Origin of the sequence: Candidatus Desulfatibia sp. (assembly GCF_036446775.1) — a bacterium.
Classification (GTDB): Bacteria; Desulfobacterota; Desulfobacteria; order Desulfobacterales; family UBA11574; genus Desulfatibia_A.
On record NZ_JAZFTO010000195.1, the window covers coordinates 1 to 16,588 of the forward strand.

16 protein-coding genes are annotated in these 16,588 nt (G+C 45.9%); 2 read left to right on the top strand and 14 right to left on the bottom strand.

Going from position 1 to position 16,588, the window contains the following annotated elements:
- Positions 1-134 precede the first annotated feature (134 nt).
- From rpoZ to V3S16_RS09650, 11 genes are all read right to left on the bottom strand, one after another.
- Positions 135-341 carry a DNA-directed RNA polymerase subunit omega gene (gene rpoZ / locus V3S16_RS09600; RefSeq protein WP_413884465.1) on the bottom strand — a complete coding sequence of 69 codons (207 nt, stop codon included), beginning with the start codon at positions 339-341 and terminating at the stop codon, positions 135-137.
- Positions 342-384: 43 nt separating this feature from the next.
- Positions 385-852, bottom strand: coding sequence for a transcription elongation factor GreA (greA, locus tag V3S16_RS09605; RefSeq protein ID WP_413884466.1), 468 nt, complete (start codon positions 850-852; stop codon positions 385-387).
- Between the two features lies 1 nt (position 853).
- Entirely contained in the window at positions 854-1,876 is a 1,023-nt protein-coding gene (locus tag V3S16_RS09610; RefSeq protein ID WP_413884467.1) for an aspartate-semialdehyde dehydrogenase, read from the bottom strand.
- 42 nt (positions 1,877-1,918) lie between these two features.
- Positions 1,919-2,995 carry a 3-isopropylmalate dehydrogenase gene (locus tag V3S16_RS09615; RefSeq protein ID WP_413884468.1) on the bottom strand — a complete coding sequence of 359 codons (1,077 nt, stop codon included), beginning with the start codon at positions 2,993-2,995 and terminating at the stop codon, positions 1,919-1,921.
- A 68-nt stretch (positions 2,996-3,063) separates the two neighbouring features.
- Positions 3,064-3,831, bottom strand: a complete 768-nt coding sequence (gene pssA, locus V3S16_RS09620) for a CDP-diacylglycerol--serine O-phosphatidyltransferase (RefSeq protein WP_413884469.1) — start codon at positions 3,829-3,831, stop codon at positions 3,064-3,066.
- Positions 3,828-4,499, bottom strand: coding sequence for a phosphatidylserine decarboxylase family protein (locus tag V3S16_RS09625; RefSeq protein WP_413884470.1), 672 nt, complete (start codon positions 4,497-4,499; stop codon positions 3,828-3,830). The genes pssA and V3S16_RS09625 overlap by 4 nt, the downstream gene beginning before the upstream one ends.
- Positions 4,500-4,552: 53 nt before the next feature.
- Entirely contained in the window at positions 4,553-5,290 is a 738-nt protein-coding gene (gene tsaB, locus V3S16_RS09630; RefSeq protein ID WP_413884471.1) for a tRNA (adenosine(37)-N6)-threonylcarbamoyltransferase complex dimerization subunit type 1 TsaB, read from the bottom strand.
- Complete coding sequence (gene lon / locus V3S16_RS09635) at positions 5,287-7,653, bottom strand: endopeptidase La (RefSeq protein ID WP_413884472.1); 2,367 nt, start codon at positions 7,651-7,653, stop codon at positions 5,287-5,289. The genes tsaB and lon overlap by 4 nt, the downstream gene beginning before the upstream one ends.
- A 268-nt stretch (positions 7,654-7,921) precedes the next feature.
- Positions 7,922-9,610, bottom strand: coding sequence for a putative ABC transporter permease subunit (locus V3S16_RS09640; RefSeq protein ID WP_413884473.1), 1,689 nt, complete (start codon positions 9,608-9,610; stop codon positions 7,922-7,924).
- Positions 9,607-10,329, bottom strand: coding sequence for an ABC transporter ATP-binding protein (locus V3S16_RS09645; protein ID WP_413884474.1), 723 nt, complete (start codon positions 10,327-10,329; stop codon positions 9,607-9,609). The genes V3S16_RS09640 and V3S16_RS09645 overlap by 4 nt, the downstream gene beginning before the upstream one ends.
- On the bottom strand, positions 10,326-11,822 hold the full coding sequence (locus V3S16_RS09650) for a transglutaminase-like domain-containing protein (protein ID WP_413884475.1): 1,497 nt from the start codon (positions 11,820-11,822) through the stop codon (positions 10,326-10,328). The genes V3S16_RS09645 and V3S16_RS09650 overlap by 4 nt, the downstream gene beginning before the upstream one ends.
- 473 nt (positions 11,823-12,295) lie before the next feature.
- Here V3S16_RS09650 and V3S16_RS09655 point away from each other — a divergent pair, with 473 nt between their 5' ends.
- Positions 12,296-13,525, top strand: coding sequence for a response regulator (locus tag V3S16_RS09655; RefSeq protein WP_413884476.1), 1,230 nt, complete (start codon positions 12,296-12,298; stop codon positions 13,523-13,525).
- 71 nt (positions 13,526-13,596) lie between these two features.
- Positions 13,597-14,103, top strand: coding sequence for a response regulator (locus tag V3S16_RS09660; protein WP_413884477.1), 507 nt, complete (start codon positions 13,597-13,599; stop codon positions 14,101-14,103).
- 43 nt (positions 14,104-14,146) lie between these two features.
- Here the strand turns inward: V3S16_RS09660 and V3S16_RS09665 are convergent, their stop codons facing one another.
- Genes V3S16_RS09665 through gdhA form a run of 3 tightly spaced genes read right to left on the bottom strand, consistent with a single transcriptional unit; the run spans position 14,147 to position 16,339 of the window.
- Entirely contained in the window at positions 14,147-14,371 is a 225-nt protein-coding gene (locus tag V3S16_RS09665) for a DUF350 domain-containing protein (protein ID WP_413884478.1), read from the bottom strand.
- On the bottom strand, positions 14,371-14,952 hold the full coding sequence (locus V3S16_RS09670; RefSeq protein ID WP_413884479.1) for a transglycosylase SLT domain-containing protein: 582 nt from the start codon (positions 14,950-14,952) through the stop codon (positions 14,371-14,373). The genes V3S16_RS09665 and V3S16_RS09670 overlap by 1 nt, the downstream gene beginning before the upstream one ends.
- Before the next feature lie 37 nt (positions 14,953-14,989).
- Positions 14,990-16,339 (bottom strand): NADP-specific glutamate dehydrogenase, encoded by a 1,350-nt coding sequence (gdhA, locus tag V3S16_RS09675; protein ID WP_413884480.1) that lies wholly within the window; start codon positions 16,337-16,339, stop codon positions 14,990-14,992.
- Positions 16,340-16,588: the final 249 nt, after the last annotated feature.

A 16,588-nucleotide genomic window follows, 5' to 3' on the forward strand; every position in this document is an offset into this window, starting at 1 on the left:
AAGGGATTCTATTTTTATCTATCCAGCATCGAGCATCCAGCATCACTTGGCCACATAGACTGAGATAGGGTTCTCATCAACCCGTCGGCTCGAGGAAAAGCTTCGATAGGTCAAACAAAAGATACGTCGACCTCTTATTCCTCCTCCTCCTGGTCTTTTTTAATAACGATCTTACCTGCCGAGATTTCGCGCAAGGAAACAACGATATCTTCATTCTTAGGGGAACTAACCAGGTATTCAGAGCCCTCACGAATCTGTCTCACACGCTTGGCCACTACGTTCACTAATAAAAAACGGTTTGGTATTTTCTTTAAACAATCTTCTATGGTAATACGTGCCACGACAAACCTCCATTATAATTTAACATTTCTGTAATCCTATCTTTTATAATATTTCTACAAGTTCATAACTTCTTTTGCCCCCGGGAGTCTGCAAGTTAATCTCGTCTCCGGGCTTTTTCCCAATAATCGCCTTTCCAAGAGGTGAAGATACGGAAATAAGACCTTGCTCTATATTCGATTCATCCGGCCCGACAAGCCGATATTCAACGTTTTCCCCCGTATCGATGTTTTCCAATACAACCAAACTCGAAAAAACTGCCCGATCTTTGGGCATTGTATCAGGGTCAATAATTTCCGCCCGCGCCAGCTTATCTTCCAAGTCGTTTAAGCGGCCTCCAATAAAGGCCTGTCGATCTTTGGCAGCTTCATACTCGGCATTTTCGGAAAGATCTCCATGGCTGCGGGCTTCTTCGATGGCCTTAATATTTTTAGGCCGTTCCACTTTCCTAAGGTGTTCCAACTCCTTTTTGAGAGTCTCATACCCTTCTTTAGTAATTGGTACTCTTTCCAAATTACAAATACTCCTTTACCAGAACTTCTGCTATCTGAACCGCATTGGTTGCTGCGCCTTTTCTGATGTTGTCGGCCACAACCCACATATTGATCCCGTTCGGAATCGATTCGTCCTTGCGGATGCGGCCGACAAGTGTCAAATCCTGACCGGCAGCATCAATTGCCATGGGATAAATGTTGTTTTTAGGATCATCAACAACTTTAACGCCGGGTGACTTCTCAAGCAGAGTTCTAACCTCGTCGGCCGTAACATTTTCTTTCATCTCAATATTGATCGATTCCGAATGGCCGTAAAAAACCGGCACACGAACAGTTGTGGCGGTAATGCCGATAGTATCGTCTTCAAATATTTTTAAAGTCTCGTTGACCATCTTCATTTCTTCTTTGGTATAACCGTTCTCTAAAAACACATCGATGTGCGGCAGACAGTTAAAAGCAATCGTATGAGGGTATACCTTTTTTTCGTAATCTTTGAAATTTAATATCGCCCGGGTCTGATGGTCGAGTTCATCGACAGCTTTTTGACCGGTTCCGGATACGGACTGATATGTTGAAACCACAACCCGTCTGATGCCGTATTTCTGATGCAATGGATGCAGTGCGACAACCATCTGAATGGTGGAACAGTTCGGGTTTGCGATTATTCCCTTATTTTTGTATTGGGCGATCGCATGCGGGTTTATTTCGGGAACCACCAGTGGAACCTTTGGGTCCATTCGCCATGCGCTCGAATTGTCAATAACCACGCAACCGTCCTTGGCAGCCACAGGTGCAAATTTTTTGCTAATACCACCGCCCGCGGAAAAAATGGCGATATCCATACCCTTAAAAGAACTTTCTGTCAATTCCTCAACCGCTACCGGATCTCCCCTGAAATCGAGCTTGCGCCCCACTGAACGACTGGAGGCTAACAATTTAATCGTTTCAATCGGGAAGCTCCGCTCCTCAAGACAAGCGATCATCTGATTTCCGACGACGCCGGTGGCACCGGCAACAGCTACATTAAATTTCTTTGCAGACATGACGGTTATCCTACCATAATCGAGTTAAAACTCAATTGAGCTTTATAGATCAATTGAGGTCTTAATATAATCAGTGACCAGATCGCCGACCTCCTGCGTGGTGTAGCCCATTTTGCCGGCCGCAACATCCTTCAGGTCGTCACGCAGCACTTTTATTACGCCCTGTTCTATCAAGGAGGCGGCCTTAAGCTCACCCATGGTTTCCAGCATAAGCTGGGTTGCTGAAATAGCTGCGATGGGGTTGATGATCTGCCTGCCGGTATATTTGGGCGCGGACCCGCCAATCGGTTCGAACATTGACACCCCTTCCGGATTAATGTTTGCACCGGCGGCAATCCCCATCCCTCCCTGAATCATGGCACCCAAATCGGTGATAATGTCGCCAAACATGTTGTCGGTAACAATAACATCGAACCACTCCGGATTCTTTACCATCCACATACAGATGGCATCAACATGCGCATAGTCGGTTTCGATATCAGGATATTCTTGGGCGACTTCATAAAAGGCGCGCTCCCACAGATCAAAGGCAAAGGTCAGCACGTTTGTTTTACCACAAAGGGTCAGTTTTTTTTGCTTGTTTCTATTCCTGCAAAATTCAAAAGCATACCGGATACACCTTTCCACACCCTTGCGGGTATTTATCGATGTCTGGACGGCTACTTCGTCGGCGGTGCCGCGTTTTAAACAACCGCCGGCGCCGACGTAAAGGCCTTCCGTATTTTCACGTACTACGACAAAATCTATATCTTCGGGCCCCTTGTCCTTTATAGGCGTCATCACACCTTCATAAAGTTTAACCGGTCTTAAATTGATATACTGGTCAAAATCAAATCTGAGTTTCAGGAGAAGACCTTTTTCCAGAATACCCGGTTTAACATCAGGGTGACCAATGGCTCCCAAATAGATGGCATCGGATGCGGCCAAGGGTTCAAGGACCTCTTCCGGCAGGATCTCGCCGGTGGCCTTATAGTGTTCTCCGCCTAAGCCGTAATGGGTAAAATTCAATTTGAAATCGCATTTCTCTGCAACGCTATTAAGAACCTTGATACCTTCTGCAACGACTTCCGGTCCCGTACCATCGCCCGGTATTACTGCAATATTATACTCTTTTGACATAATTCCACTCTTAAACTTCCAAAATTAATCTTGTTGATAACTAAATGATTTTATAACTGTATGGGGCTCTATCCGTGCTCTTGCACTTTGCGAGGTATGGATGCCTTTTGCTTTAATCTTCTATGATGCCTAATTGTTATGTAAGGACCTGAAATGACATAGGCGAGTCCTAATATAAACAGGGCTATGGGTGGTTGTGAAGCAATAAATATCAATATCAGAATTACCGCAACCAAAACATTGAAATTCATCTTTCGGAACAGTTCCGGTTTTTTAAAGCTGTTGTATTTTATGGTACTGACCATTAAAAAAGAAAGAATATAGAGGAACATTAAAATTATTATAGGATTGCCGACGATGTTAAACCGGTGACAAAACAAAACAGTGGTAGCTGCCATACTCGCTGCGGCCGGTATCGGCAACCCCATAAAGTAATCATTGCCGACCGTACCTACCTGCGAGTTGAAACGCGCCAGGCGCAGAGCACCACAAGCCATAAACAGGAAGGCTGCCAGCCAGCCGATTCTACCCAAGGGTTTTAGGGCCCACAAATATATCATAATACCCGGAGCCAGCCCGAAAGATATAAGATCCGCCAGGGAATCGTATTCCAGGCCGAATTTGCTGGTTGTATTGGTAGCTCTGGCTATTTTTCCATCCAGAATATCAAACATCACACCAATGATTATAGCGATTGCAGCAGCAGCGAATTTCCCGTCGATGGCGGCGACAACTGCATAAAATCCGCAGAAAAGATTAAGTGATGTAAATATGTTAGGCAAAATATAAATTCCGCGATGCGATCTTGCTTTTTTGAACTTTTTTCTTCTTTTCATGCTAAATCTCCCAAAACAGATGTCCCCGCCTGTACTCGATCCCCGACCCTCACCTTCAAATTCGTATCAAGCGGCAGATAAACATCGAGACGTGATCCAAAACATATCATACCAAAACGCTGACCACGAACCACCTTATCACCCTCTCCCACTTTGCAAATAATTCGCCGGGCAATAAGACCGGCAATCTGGACAAAAAATATTTGTTTTCCTTGATCGGTCTCTAAACCAACCGCATTGTGTTCATTATGCCGGGAGGCTTTGTCCAGATTGGCGGAAAAAAATTTCCCTGGATGATAACTGACCGTTTTTATAATACCTTCATATGGGATCCGATTTACATGAACATTAAAAACCGACATGAAAATACTGATCTTTAATACTCTGCCTTCACAAAAAGGGCTATTGTCTACCGCTCCCGCCAAGATGATCTTGCCGTCGGCGGGCGAAACCACGGCACCGTCGGAATTAGGGATGACACGGTCCGGATCCCTAAAAAAATAACAGATGAAAAAAGTGGCAGCCAGACCAACCAGAGACAAAAGAGTCAACTGCAACAGGGCCAATACAAAAGTCGTAAGCGCTGCGGCAAATATAAAAGGATATCCTGCTTTTGCCAAAGGAAAAGCTGTATGGCTCGGCGGGTCAGACCAAATATAATTACCCATTTACGAAACCATTATTCATAAATAGTTTTATATAACAAGACCAGGCGGTATTGTCAATGATAACCGCAACCTTTCAGGGAAACGTCAAAGTCAACTCTAACTGATTCAGATTTTTTATAATTCAGTTCAGCCGCCGGCTTGCGGATATACTGCGGTACAAACGTGGCGACATCATCTGTCTCTGTTTTTTCGAATCTACTCATACTAAGCCAGGCAACAGTTGAGGCCCGAATCGTGTTTTGACAGGGCCATGCAAAAAAAGCCATCCCCCCCATGGTTTCTGCAAGCGTATCTTGATAAAGCCGAGCTCCATTGCCCACCAGCAAAGACGGTTCATTGATATCACGCACAGCCTGCCGGGGAGGCAGAACCCTTTCATCGATTTCCTTCTTCAAAACGCCGTTTTGAAACCTGTATCCTGCAAAATAGACTTCTCCTTTACGCGCATCCAGCAGCACACAGATAAGATATGCCGAGCAGGCACACTGCTCGGCCAGAGCATCAAGGCTCGAAATACCCACTAGCGGTTTGCCGGACGCCACAGCCAGCCCCTTGATGGTACTTATTCCAATGCGCAGTCCGGTAAAAGTTCCCGGGCCCCTGGTTACCGCAAAGCCGTCAAGGGCGGAAACTGCAAGGCCGGAAAATCCCATCACCGTATGGATCATATCCATTAAATGCTTTGAATGGGTCTGCTCCCTGTCAATCGTCATTTCAGCCAGCAATAAGTCTTTATCAACAACGGCAACGCTGCAGCTTGTTGTCGATGTATCAACAGCAAGTATTTTCATAGGGCTATTGTTAAAACCTTATCCATGTTTTTGACAGGCACAAAATTGATCTTGCGTTTTACGTACTTCGGAATATCGACCAGATCCCTTTTATTCTTTTCAGGAAAAACGATTGTACGAATTCCGGCCCTCAGGGCGCCTAATGCTTTTTCCTTTAAACCACCGACCGGCAAAACTCTCCCTCTGAGGGTGATTTCTCCAGTCATGGCAACATTTTTGTTTACCGGTTTCTTTGTCAAAGCAGATATAAGCGCTGCGGCCATTGCGATCCCGGCCGAGGGCCCGTCTTTTGGTATTGCTCCGGCGGGCACGTGAATATGGACATCCATGCTTTCAAAAATGTTCTCTTCGAGGCCAAAGGAACTAAGATTTGCTCTGGCATAGCTGAGGGCCGCACGTGCAGACTCCTGCATAACATCACCAAGCTGGCCGGTTACAATCAATTCCCCCTTGCCGCCGATAAGCGTGGCCTCAATATACAGGACTTCGCCACCGGCCTGTGTCCAGGCCAAACCGGCAGATAAGCCAATCTGGCTGTTTTCCTGATCCATTTCAGGAATATATCTGGAGACACCCAGGTATTTTTGCAGATTGTTTCTAGTAATCTTAAAAGGGCCTTTTTCTCCTTCTGCAAGCTTGCGAGCCAACTTTCGGCACAGAGCCCCTAATTCCCTTTCAAGGTTTCTCAATCCGGCCTCAGAAGTGTATTCTGCTATGATTTGTTGCAAAGCTCCTGTGCTGATTTGTATGTTTCTGGGCTTTAAACCGTTCTCCTTGATCTGGCGAGGGATAAGGTGCCAGCGGGCAATCGACTTTTTTTCTTCTTGAGTGTAGCCGGAAAGCGTAATGACTTCCATCCTGTCAAGAAGCGCTGAAGGGACGGTATCGGTTACATTAGCGGTTAGAATAAACATAACCTTGGAAAGATCAAACGGCAAATTCAGATAATGGTCACTAAAAGCCGAATTCTGCTCGGGGTCAAGAGCCTCCAGCAGAGCTGAAGAAGGATCACCGCGAAAATCAGACCCCAGTTTATCAATCTCGTCCATCATGAAAACAGGATTGTTAGTCCCGCTCTGCTTCAATCCTTGCAGGATGCGGCCCGGAAGCGCGCCGATGTATGTCCGGCGGTGCCCTCTGATCTCAGCCTCATCACGGATACCGCCTAAAGATATACGTATAAATTTACGTTTCATGGCACGCGCAATCGCCTGACCCAAGGACGTCTTGCCTACTCCGGGAGGACCGACAAAACAAAGAATGGGGCCTTTCATCTTGGGGTTAAGCTTCCGGACGCTTAAGTACTCAAGGATGCGGTCTTTTACCTTGTTCAGCCCCAAGTGATCTTTATCGAGTACCTTTTTGGCATTCTTAATATCAATTATATCTTTAGTCGCTTTGCTCCAGGGCATTTCAACCAGCCAGTCCAAATACGTTCGCACAACCGAAGCTTCTCCGGAGTCAGGGTGCATCTGTTCAAGACGCTTCAACTGCTTTTTCGCCTCTTTTCCCGCTTCTTTAGACATTTTGGCTTTTTTAATCTTCTTTTTGTATTCTGCAATTTCTTGAGCTCTTTCATCACTTTCGCCAAGTTCCTTATGGATCGCCCTCATCTGTTCTCGCAGGAAAAAGTCTCGCTGATTCTTTGATAGTTCATCCCTGACATCAGACTGGATTTTGGCCTGCATCGACGAAAGCTCCACCTCCCGAGAAAGCAGATCGTTTATTTTTTTTAGACGTTCCACCGGGTTAGCCATTTCGAGCAGACTTTGGGACTCGTCGATCTTTAATCTAAGATTTGAGGTCACAAGATCAGCAAGCCTGCCGGGTTCATCGATGCTTTCAAGTACCGTATCAATGTCGCCGGTCAACTCACCACGAAATGCCAAAATTTTTTCAGCATGTTCGCGAACATTCCTCATCAGTGCTTCAATTTCAAGGTTGATTTCCTCCACTGGTTCTTCTTCGATAATTTCAATACGTACGCGATATAATGAGCGCTTTGCAAGGTACTTGACGACTCGCGCCTTGGCGATACCCTGTACAAGCGCCTTGACACGACCATCAGGAAGTTTCAGTATTCGTAGAACCCGACTCACTGTTCCGACCTGAAATATATCTTCCGGCCCCGGGTTTTCAATGCCGGCATCCTTTTGTGTGGCCAATAGCAAAAATCCGTCCTTTGCTACCGCCTCTTCAACAGCGCGAACCGATTTTTCGCGACCAACAAAAAGAGGGAGAAGCATATCGTTAAAAATCACTACATCCCGAACCGCCATTAACGGAAGTGTTTTGGGCAGCTTTGCCTCTTTTTCGTTTTCTTCCAGTATACTTACAAGGTCATCTCTGTCGACTTCCGCCATTATTACTCCCGTGTTTTTTATTTAACCGCAATAGTTCAGCCACCAAGCCACCAAGCCTCTAAGATTATAATACTAATTTAAATTGTCCGATTCTTTGTGCCTTTCAGCCGTCGTAGCTAAAGCCACTATGGCGAAGTCGGCTTGTGCCTTAGTGGCTAAACTGTTACCTTTTGATGAATTCATTGAAGCTAATACTATAAGACATGATTCTTATTTGACAATAACAATATTGATGAATTCGGCTTTTGGCGAATTCATCAAATTCGGACTATAGCAACGTGTTCGCCAGCTTTTTTTCACCAAAGTTCATCGGCATGACGATTGCAAGGATGCTGAGAATAAAAGCCAGGCCAAACGATCCGAAGATCCAGATCCGTTCAATAACGGTCAGCACCCTTGCGTTGATATCCGCCATAAAAAGATTGTAAACCGGGCCTGCTTCCAGGACTATGACGGTACCAATGTATCCGGCACACACCATCATAAAAAGAAGTCCCCCGAAGCTCGTCACGGCTTGACCAGGATTTTCGGATTTAAAATCAGGGTACGCAGCACCAAAACCGATCCCCATGGAAACAATTCCCGGAACCATGAAAAATACATTTACAATGGATAGCACCATCATAAAGGGGGTAACATTGAGAAGAATATTGGTAGCAATAATGAGGATTTCAGTTAGAACCAGCAGAGGAAAGAAATAGATAAAGAACTTTATCCACAAAAAGCTTCTGAGCGATATTGGCGCTGATTTTACAAGCCAGAACGACTCTCTTTCGGTACTTACGGCTGGAAAGGCAAAACGCGCTGAAACGGCTGTAAGCACAAAGGTTGCCAGCCCCATGTTCAGAAAAGAAAGCAGGTTCTGAAGATATATAGTTTTTATGGGGGCCTTTTCAAGAGGCAGGGCATTAAAATTGTAGACATATATCACCACCAGGGCCCCAATAAGAAAAAGCTGGGACCACTGGGTTTGATCTCGAAAAAAGGTCCGGATCTCTTTGACGGCCAAGGCCCTGACCGGACGTGACAAAAAAAATAATAAACGACCTCCTGATATACTCATTTTTAAAAGCCTTGGCGGTACAGTCTGAGTTTTTGACAGCCCTTTGATGTAAATGGCATCTGCAATAATGATATTGATAAATACCACCATCCCTGCAAAGCTCCACGAAAGTGAGGTATGAAAAAGACTCTTTGCAATCTTGCCTTCAAGTGCCGTTTTGAAACTGTCAAAAGCCCATGTGCTTGGAAGGTAAGGCGGCGCCGGCGTCTTTAAGGCTTTCAGATAAATAAGGGCCGTTGAAAAAACCTCGGGATCAACCAGACGTTCCGGCCTTAAAAAACGAAAGGCAAAAAAGAGTACCAGAAAAAATATCAGGCCCAGAAACACAAATATGCTCTTGATGCGACCCGCTGGAATGACAATCACGGCGAGCATTACAAGTAAAGAACTGATACCGGATGCAATTATGGAAAGGGACAAAAGAACGGAAATGATATTGCCATAGAAAAACATGCCGGCCTGATATACAATTCCGTATGAAATAAAGACCGGAAGAGTATATACGATTAGCATCCAGCAACTGTCAATGGTGCTCTCTATCCATCTTGCAGTAAATATCTTGTAGCTTGAAACCGGCATGGAATGAACAAGGGACAAATCTCTGGAAAGATACAGTTTGGAAAGAGATGTTAGAATGCTGCTGAAAATCAGGACCGAAAGAAACGTCAGCAGCAGCATGGATAGAAATTTGTAGGCTAAAATGTCACCAAGCTCTTCAATCCCCTTAAAATAACCGAGGACACGCAAAGAGACAGCAAAGAGACCGCCCCAGAAAAGAACCCCGATCGTCCCGAAAACTGACAACTTAATTAAAGCATCCTTGTTGTCGCTTGAAAAACGCCTAAACTTAAAGGACAAAATCCTGGGCTTTAGTAGTATGATAACAGTTTTCATTCTTCAGTCAAACGAATAAACACCTGTTCAAGGTCCGCCTCGCCGACATCGGTAAGACGCCTCAGATCCTCGGGTGTTCCGTTGGCGACAAGCGAGCCCTTATGAATGACGCCGATGCGATCACAAATATCCTCTGCCACTTTCAGGGTATGGGTCGACATGAAAATGGTTACACCCTCGGCAGCAAGGTGCCTGAAGAGTTCTTTCACCATTTTGATCGCCACCGGATCAAGTCCCACCATCGGTTCATCGACAATAATAACTTCCGGTTCATGCAAGAGCGCCGCTGCCATAACAAGTCGCTGTTTCATGCCGTGTGAATACGATTCTATGAGCTCATTGGACCATTCGGAAAGTGAAAACATCTCCAATTGTTCTTGAGATCTGGCAAGAAAATCATTCTCATTAACACCATAAAGATCTGAGGTGAACTCAAGAAACTCCATGGCGGTAAGCTTTTCATATAGATACGGCCTGTCCGGAATAAAGCCGATTTTTCTTTTGGCCTTTTCCGGATGTTCTTCCATCTGAATACCACAGATGGTCACGCTGCCTGAAGTCGGTGTTATGATCCCCCCCATCATGTTTATCGTGGTGGTTTTGCCCGCGCCGTTGGGACCGATAAATCCGAAGATCTCGCCCTCGGGCACAATAATGTTCAGGTCGTTCACGGCAACTAAATCAGTATATCTTTTGGTCAGTCCGGTGAGTTCTATCATAGTGTCTGGTTTATAATCTTTAACTTTATCTTGCCTATAATGCTCATCAAATCAAGCTGCTGTTTCTGCTGCCCGCTTGCAAACCGTATGTGGGTCACATCTACCGGTATCTGGCCAAAAAGAGCGTCTGCTGTTATCCACTTCCCAAGGTACAACAGATTCCAGGCATGGTAGTAAAACCGCCCGTTTAAATAAACCAGCCCGGCTTCAATCTTTACCGGTATGCCTGTCGCCCTCGCAAGCGCAGCCAGCAGCACGGCATGCTCGTTGCAGTCACCCATGCGATTCTCAAGTGTAGAGAGGGCATCAGGCAGGGAGAGAACCGGTCGCTTGTCAATATTTTTATAGACCCAGTCAACCAGCCTTATAGCTTTTGTTAAGGGCACTTCATTCCCTGATACGATTTTTTGGGCCAGTTTTCGTATCTTGGGATGATCAGATTGTACGAACGGAGTCGGTTTTAAAAATTCTTTTTTATCTTCATGCGATTTATTTTTAGCAGCAAAAGACGCAAGATCTGATAATGACTCAATATTTATCGTCAGTACATTATCGACAAAAGACTGCCGACCGCCGTGCAGATCTATATCGTCGTATTTTATACCTCCAATTTCAACTTCGAGCCTGGTCAGTTTGCTGGCATCGTCAATTAACATATTCGAGGGAACAGAAGCAAGTGCTGTAAGATCCTGACTCGCTTCTAAGGGAAGGCCGAAAAGCGCATTATCACGTGTTGTTTTTTCTAAACTGATCCCCAAAAACCCCTTTTCTTTAAGCACTTCGCCGTTTTCATCGATCCATGCCAGCTGAGTTACTCCTTTAAACATTAACGACAATTTTGTTGCCGTTTTATTGATTCCCTGGTTCAGGACTTCCTCCCGGCCAATAACCTTGACAATGGCAGCCTCCCTTCCCATTGTAGCAGGATCAAAAATTTGAAAGGCAAACTCGTCTCCGGGCACCAAACCGGAAGCTGCTACTGCTTTTAATATACCGGGCATAATATATACTCTCTCCTTGAGCTTGATATCGATCTTTCGTTTGGATTCGAAACTCTGTGTTTGAATGGAAAGTAGGTCGTTTGAAATAGTTCCCTCGACCACAAAACGAAAACGGCCCGAACTAATCTCAAAATCAAACGACGAAAGCGTAAAATCCGGATTTAGCCTTCCGCCTGTATTGAGACTTATGTCCTGGACCAGCCCCATTGTATTGATGCGCATATGTATCTTTTCTTGAAAGCGGTACCCGCTAGCGGTTTTTGAAAAAGTTGTGTGTGAAGATCCGATTTTGCGGCCGTTTTGGAATATATTCATCCACGAATCCTCGGCGGGCAGGGTATCTATGGATGATAACGATACGCTTTGGGGAACGGTGCTCAAGCTCTTGAACAGGTCCAAGCGTACCGCAAAAAGAACTGCAAAAATAAGCCCGAATAGAGCGGCACAGATCCAGAAAGGTTTTGTTTTGTTCAATGGCTTAGTAAACGGCATACGCATAAGTGTTCACAGGTTCAGTGTTCAACGTTCAGGGTTACCTTTCTACTGGGTTCACAGAATCAGAGTTCACCACTGCCCGACCGACGGCAAGCGAGCTTCAGCCTGCGACGAGCTCAGTCGAGTCGCAGCGGGGAATTCAAATTTAATATAGAAAAATACGAATGTTGTGTCAATCGAGAAATCAGCGTCGGAATCATCTGAAATACGCCGAGCCTGTGCCGCTTAGACGGATATCTTTCCCTCCTCGTAATCAACACGGTTCGCAATGAGAGGAAAACTTAGTTGACATCCTGTTTGCTTTCTCTTACAATTTTTATAATTAAAAGCAATGTGTTGCCCCAAGTATTTCCGCAGCAGTCAATTTGTTGCACGCTGCAAAACGTAAATCAGGTGAAAAATGATGCGAACCAACAGACCCTCAGCAATGGAAAAGCGCTTTTAACTTACAATCTCCTTCAGGGGGGGGCATGGCTAAGACACTTCAGTTTTTCATTGTCGATGACGACCAAATCTCTATCAAGCTGCTTAGCAAAATTCTTGAAAAAGAATCACACATTGTATCCCATAACACTTCCAGTACCAGTGCCCTGACCGAAATCATCGAACAAGTACCCGATTGTGTTATTCTGGATATGATGATGCCTGAAATGGACGGCCTTGAACTTATCAAAAGGCTGCGTGCCGAACCTGACCTGGATGCCACCAAAATCATGGTGGTGTCCAGCAAATCTTACGAGTTCGACCGCAAACGCGCCTTTAGCTTCGGTGCTGACGGTTACATCACCAAACCAATTAATACGAAAAAAATCGTCGATCAACTGCACCGCGTCATCCAGGACCGTATTGAACTGACGTTTTGGGGGGTCCACGGCACCCTTCCGGCTCCCGGCAAGCAGACCACAAAATACGGCGGAAACACATCTTGCGTCAGCCTGGAGTTTGCCAAAGGCAGTCTTTTCATTTTCGACGCCGGCACCGGCATTAAAGCATTGTCAGATTATCTAGTGGCCGAAAATCGTCCCCTGGTGGGAGCCAAGATTTTTATCTCCCATCCCCACTGGGACCACATCAACGCCATACCCTTTTTCGTACCGTTGTATACTCAAGGCAACGAAATCGAAATCTTCGGACCATCTCATGGCGACACTTCCATGCGCGAGCTGATTTCAGGACAAATGGACGGCGTCTATTTTCCCATCAATATCAAGGAATTCAGCGCTATGGTCACCTTTCGCGATTTAAAGGAAGAAGAGTTCGAAATAAACGGTATAAAGGTAAAAACCATGCTGCTTAACCATCCCGGCCACTGTCTGGGATACCGAGTGGAATATAAGGACAAATCGGTCTGTTACGTCACCGACAATGAACTCTATCCGAAACCCAACCAGTTTTACAATAAGTTCTACTTGGACCAGCTTATCGATTTCGTGGCGGGCACCGACGTCCTGATCACCGACTGCACTTACACCGACAAGGAATATGAAGCCAAAATCGGGTGGGGCCATTCTGCCGTCTCACAGGTTGTGGATCTGGCCGTCCATGCCAAGGTAAAGACTTTGTATCTCTTCCACCATGATCCTGACCAGAAAGATGCTGATATCGATGCCAAATTGAAAACAGCACGAGCAATGCTGAAAAAAAGGAAGACCTCCACCCGATGCGAGGCGCCCAGGGAAAAGCAAGTTATACAGCTATAAAATCGCTCCGCGATTTTATATAGCGCGGCTACGCCGCTTTAAAAAATAAAACTCATGTAAAGGGGTGTACCATGCAGCATACAGTCATAGTCGTTGACGATGAGCCCGCCATCAGGGACATGTTGACACAAGCGCTATCACAAGAGCCCTATGAGGTTCTGTGCGCAGATTCAGCCGAAGAAGCACTCAATATTATAGCCCAAGAACCTGTGGATGTCATCCTCTCGGATGACAAGATGCCGGGCATGTCCGGAACGGAATTTCTGGCTATTGTCCGGCGGCAATATCCGGACACCATCCGCATGATTCTTACGGGGCACGCCAGCCTTGAATCCGCCATCCACGCCATTAATGAAGGAGAAATCTACCGTTTCTTTACCAAACCCTGCAACATGGTCGACCTGATGGTAACGATTCGTCAGGCCCTCCAGCACAAAGATCTCATGGCCGAAAACCAGCGACTACTCCAAATTGTCCGGCAGCAATCCTTATCCCTGGAGACACTGGAAAGACAACATCCCGGAATTACGAAAGTCAAAAGAGATCAAAACGGCACTGTAATCGTCGATGATGAATAAAATCGCTGCGCGATTTTATAAAACTCCCGCTTATGGATGGACACTAGTTAAGTCCCATGCCGACCACCAGGCCTATCGCTATGCCCAAGCCCACAAATATGGATCCCACCACAACTCCGACCGCCAGGTTCTTTTGGGCTAATTGCTCGGAAGTATTAAAAGGCGTCATTTTGTCGAATATTTTATATCCGATCATCATGAATACTAAGGTCAGTAAAGCACCGACAATTGCATAACCAAAATTGAGTAATGTAATGGACCATTCCATTATTTCAACACCCCCTTAATCATGTGAATCTTTTTGACATATCCGATGGTCTCTTTACTCCGCCGGCCGGTAACGCCGGGCAAAGCGGGCACTATGGATGCCCATAAGTTCGGGTTAAGCCCTTTTTCCTGTGCTATTTTTTGAGCTTTTATAATATTTCTTTTGCCGGCATTGTAAGATCCTAACATGAAACTGATGCGGTCTTTAAACGACCTTTCGGCCTTCCATCCCTTCCATATTATCCGGTCATAGTAGATACCTGCAGCTATATTCCAGCGGGGCTGCTTGCGAGTACCTTTAATGCTTGGGTTCTTTTTGGTGATCTCTTTAAAGGTTGCGGGCATAATCTGCATAACGCCTACAGCCCCAACCTTTGATCGGGCACCGGCTTTCAAGCGGGATTCGGCCACGGCTTGAGCCTTGAAATACCGCCAGTCAAAACCCGGGCCAAAATAGCGCTTGGAATACTTGGAAAAGTACTGGTCATACTTAACAACCCTGTTATAGCGCTCAAAGGCCTGTAACTTGTATGGTATCAGCACCAACACAATAATCAGAATTATTTCTAAAGATCTTTTCATCAAAAAATTATTTAAAATCGCAACAAATTCGACAGCGTTAAACCAGGCCCTGGTCCAGCATGGCATTCACCACTTTCGAAAATCCGGCGATATTGGCGCCTGCCAGATAGTTTCCGGGTTCGTTGTAATCAGCCGCCGCATCCAGACAGGTCTGGTGAATATTTTTCATAATCATTTTGAGACGCAGATCCACTTCTTCGGCCGGCCAGCTCAAACGCATGCTGTTCTGAGCCATTTCCAGCCCTGAAACCGCCACCCCGCCGGCATTTGAAGCCTTGCCGGGAGCATAAAGTATTTTTTTGTCTAAAAAAACGTTGATGGCTTCGGGCGTGCAAGGCATGTTGGCTCCCTCGCAGACCAGATTAACACCATTATTTGTTAGTTTTACAGCGTCTTTGGGGTTGATTTCATTCTCCGTGGCACTGGGAAAAGCACAGTCAACCTTGTGGTCCCACAAGGGATTGTATTCCTGCTCAGGTTCTACTTCCTGGTAGACCGACTTCGAATATTTTTCAGCGTACTCTTTGATGCGTCCCCGTTTGATGTTTTTCAAGCGTTTCACAAAAGCCAGCTTGCCGGCGTCGATACCTTCCTCATCATAAATATAGCCGCTAGAATCAGAGAGAGTCACCACTTTGCCGCCCAGTTCGAGAATTTTTTCAGTAGTAAATTGCGCCACGTTGCCCGAACCTGAAACCAGACAGATTTTGCCTTCAAGATTATCATTGCGGGTGGCCAGCATTTCGGCGGCAAAATAGACACACCCGTATCCGGTTGCTTCCGGACGGATGAGACTCCCCCCCCATCCCAAACTTTTACCGGTTAATACTCCGGTAAATTCATTGCGCAGTTTCTTATACATTCCAAACAGATATCCGATTTCCCTGGCGCCCACGCCGATGTCTCCGGCCGGGACGTCCGTATCCGGACCGATATGGCGGAAAAGCTCCGCCATAAAGCTCTGGCAAAACCGCATGACTTCATTATCAGATTTTCCTTTGGGATCAAAATCCGACCCGCCTTTAGCACCGCCCATGGAGAGGGTGGTCAGCGCGTTTTTAAAGACCTGTTCAAAGGCCAAAAATTTGAGGATGCTCAAGTTAACCGATGGATGAAAGCGCAGCCCCCCCTTGTAAGGCCCGATGGCGCTGTTCATTTCTATCCTGAATCCGCGGTTGACATGCACCTGTCCCTGGTCATCCATCCAGGGAACTCGAAACATAATCACGCGCTCAGGTTCTATGATTCTTTCCAGCACGGCATCCTGGCGGTACTGCGGGTTGCGGTCCATAACCGGCTGAACGGTTTCTATGACTTCTTGCAAGGCTTGATGAAACTCCTTTTCACCCGGATCCCGGGCTTTGATCAATTCCATGGTTGTGTTCATTAATAACCTCCCTTTTCATTTCATCATGGAAAACCTGGTCCTCTGGACCAAGTCATAGATACCTGGCTCTGCCTTAAAGTCTTGTATATGGAGTATTGGAGTAATGGAAAGCTGGAGTATTGGGAAAAACAATAATCGGTGGTGTGGTTTTTCCATCACTCCAATACTCCATTGCTCCATAGCGCCATCGAAATGTCAAGGAACTACACCCTCCGGGGTTAAACAAAACCGTGGCCCCTGGGTCCGGGT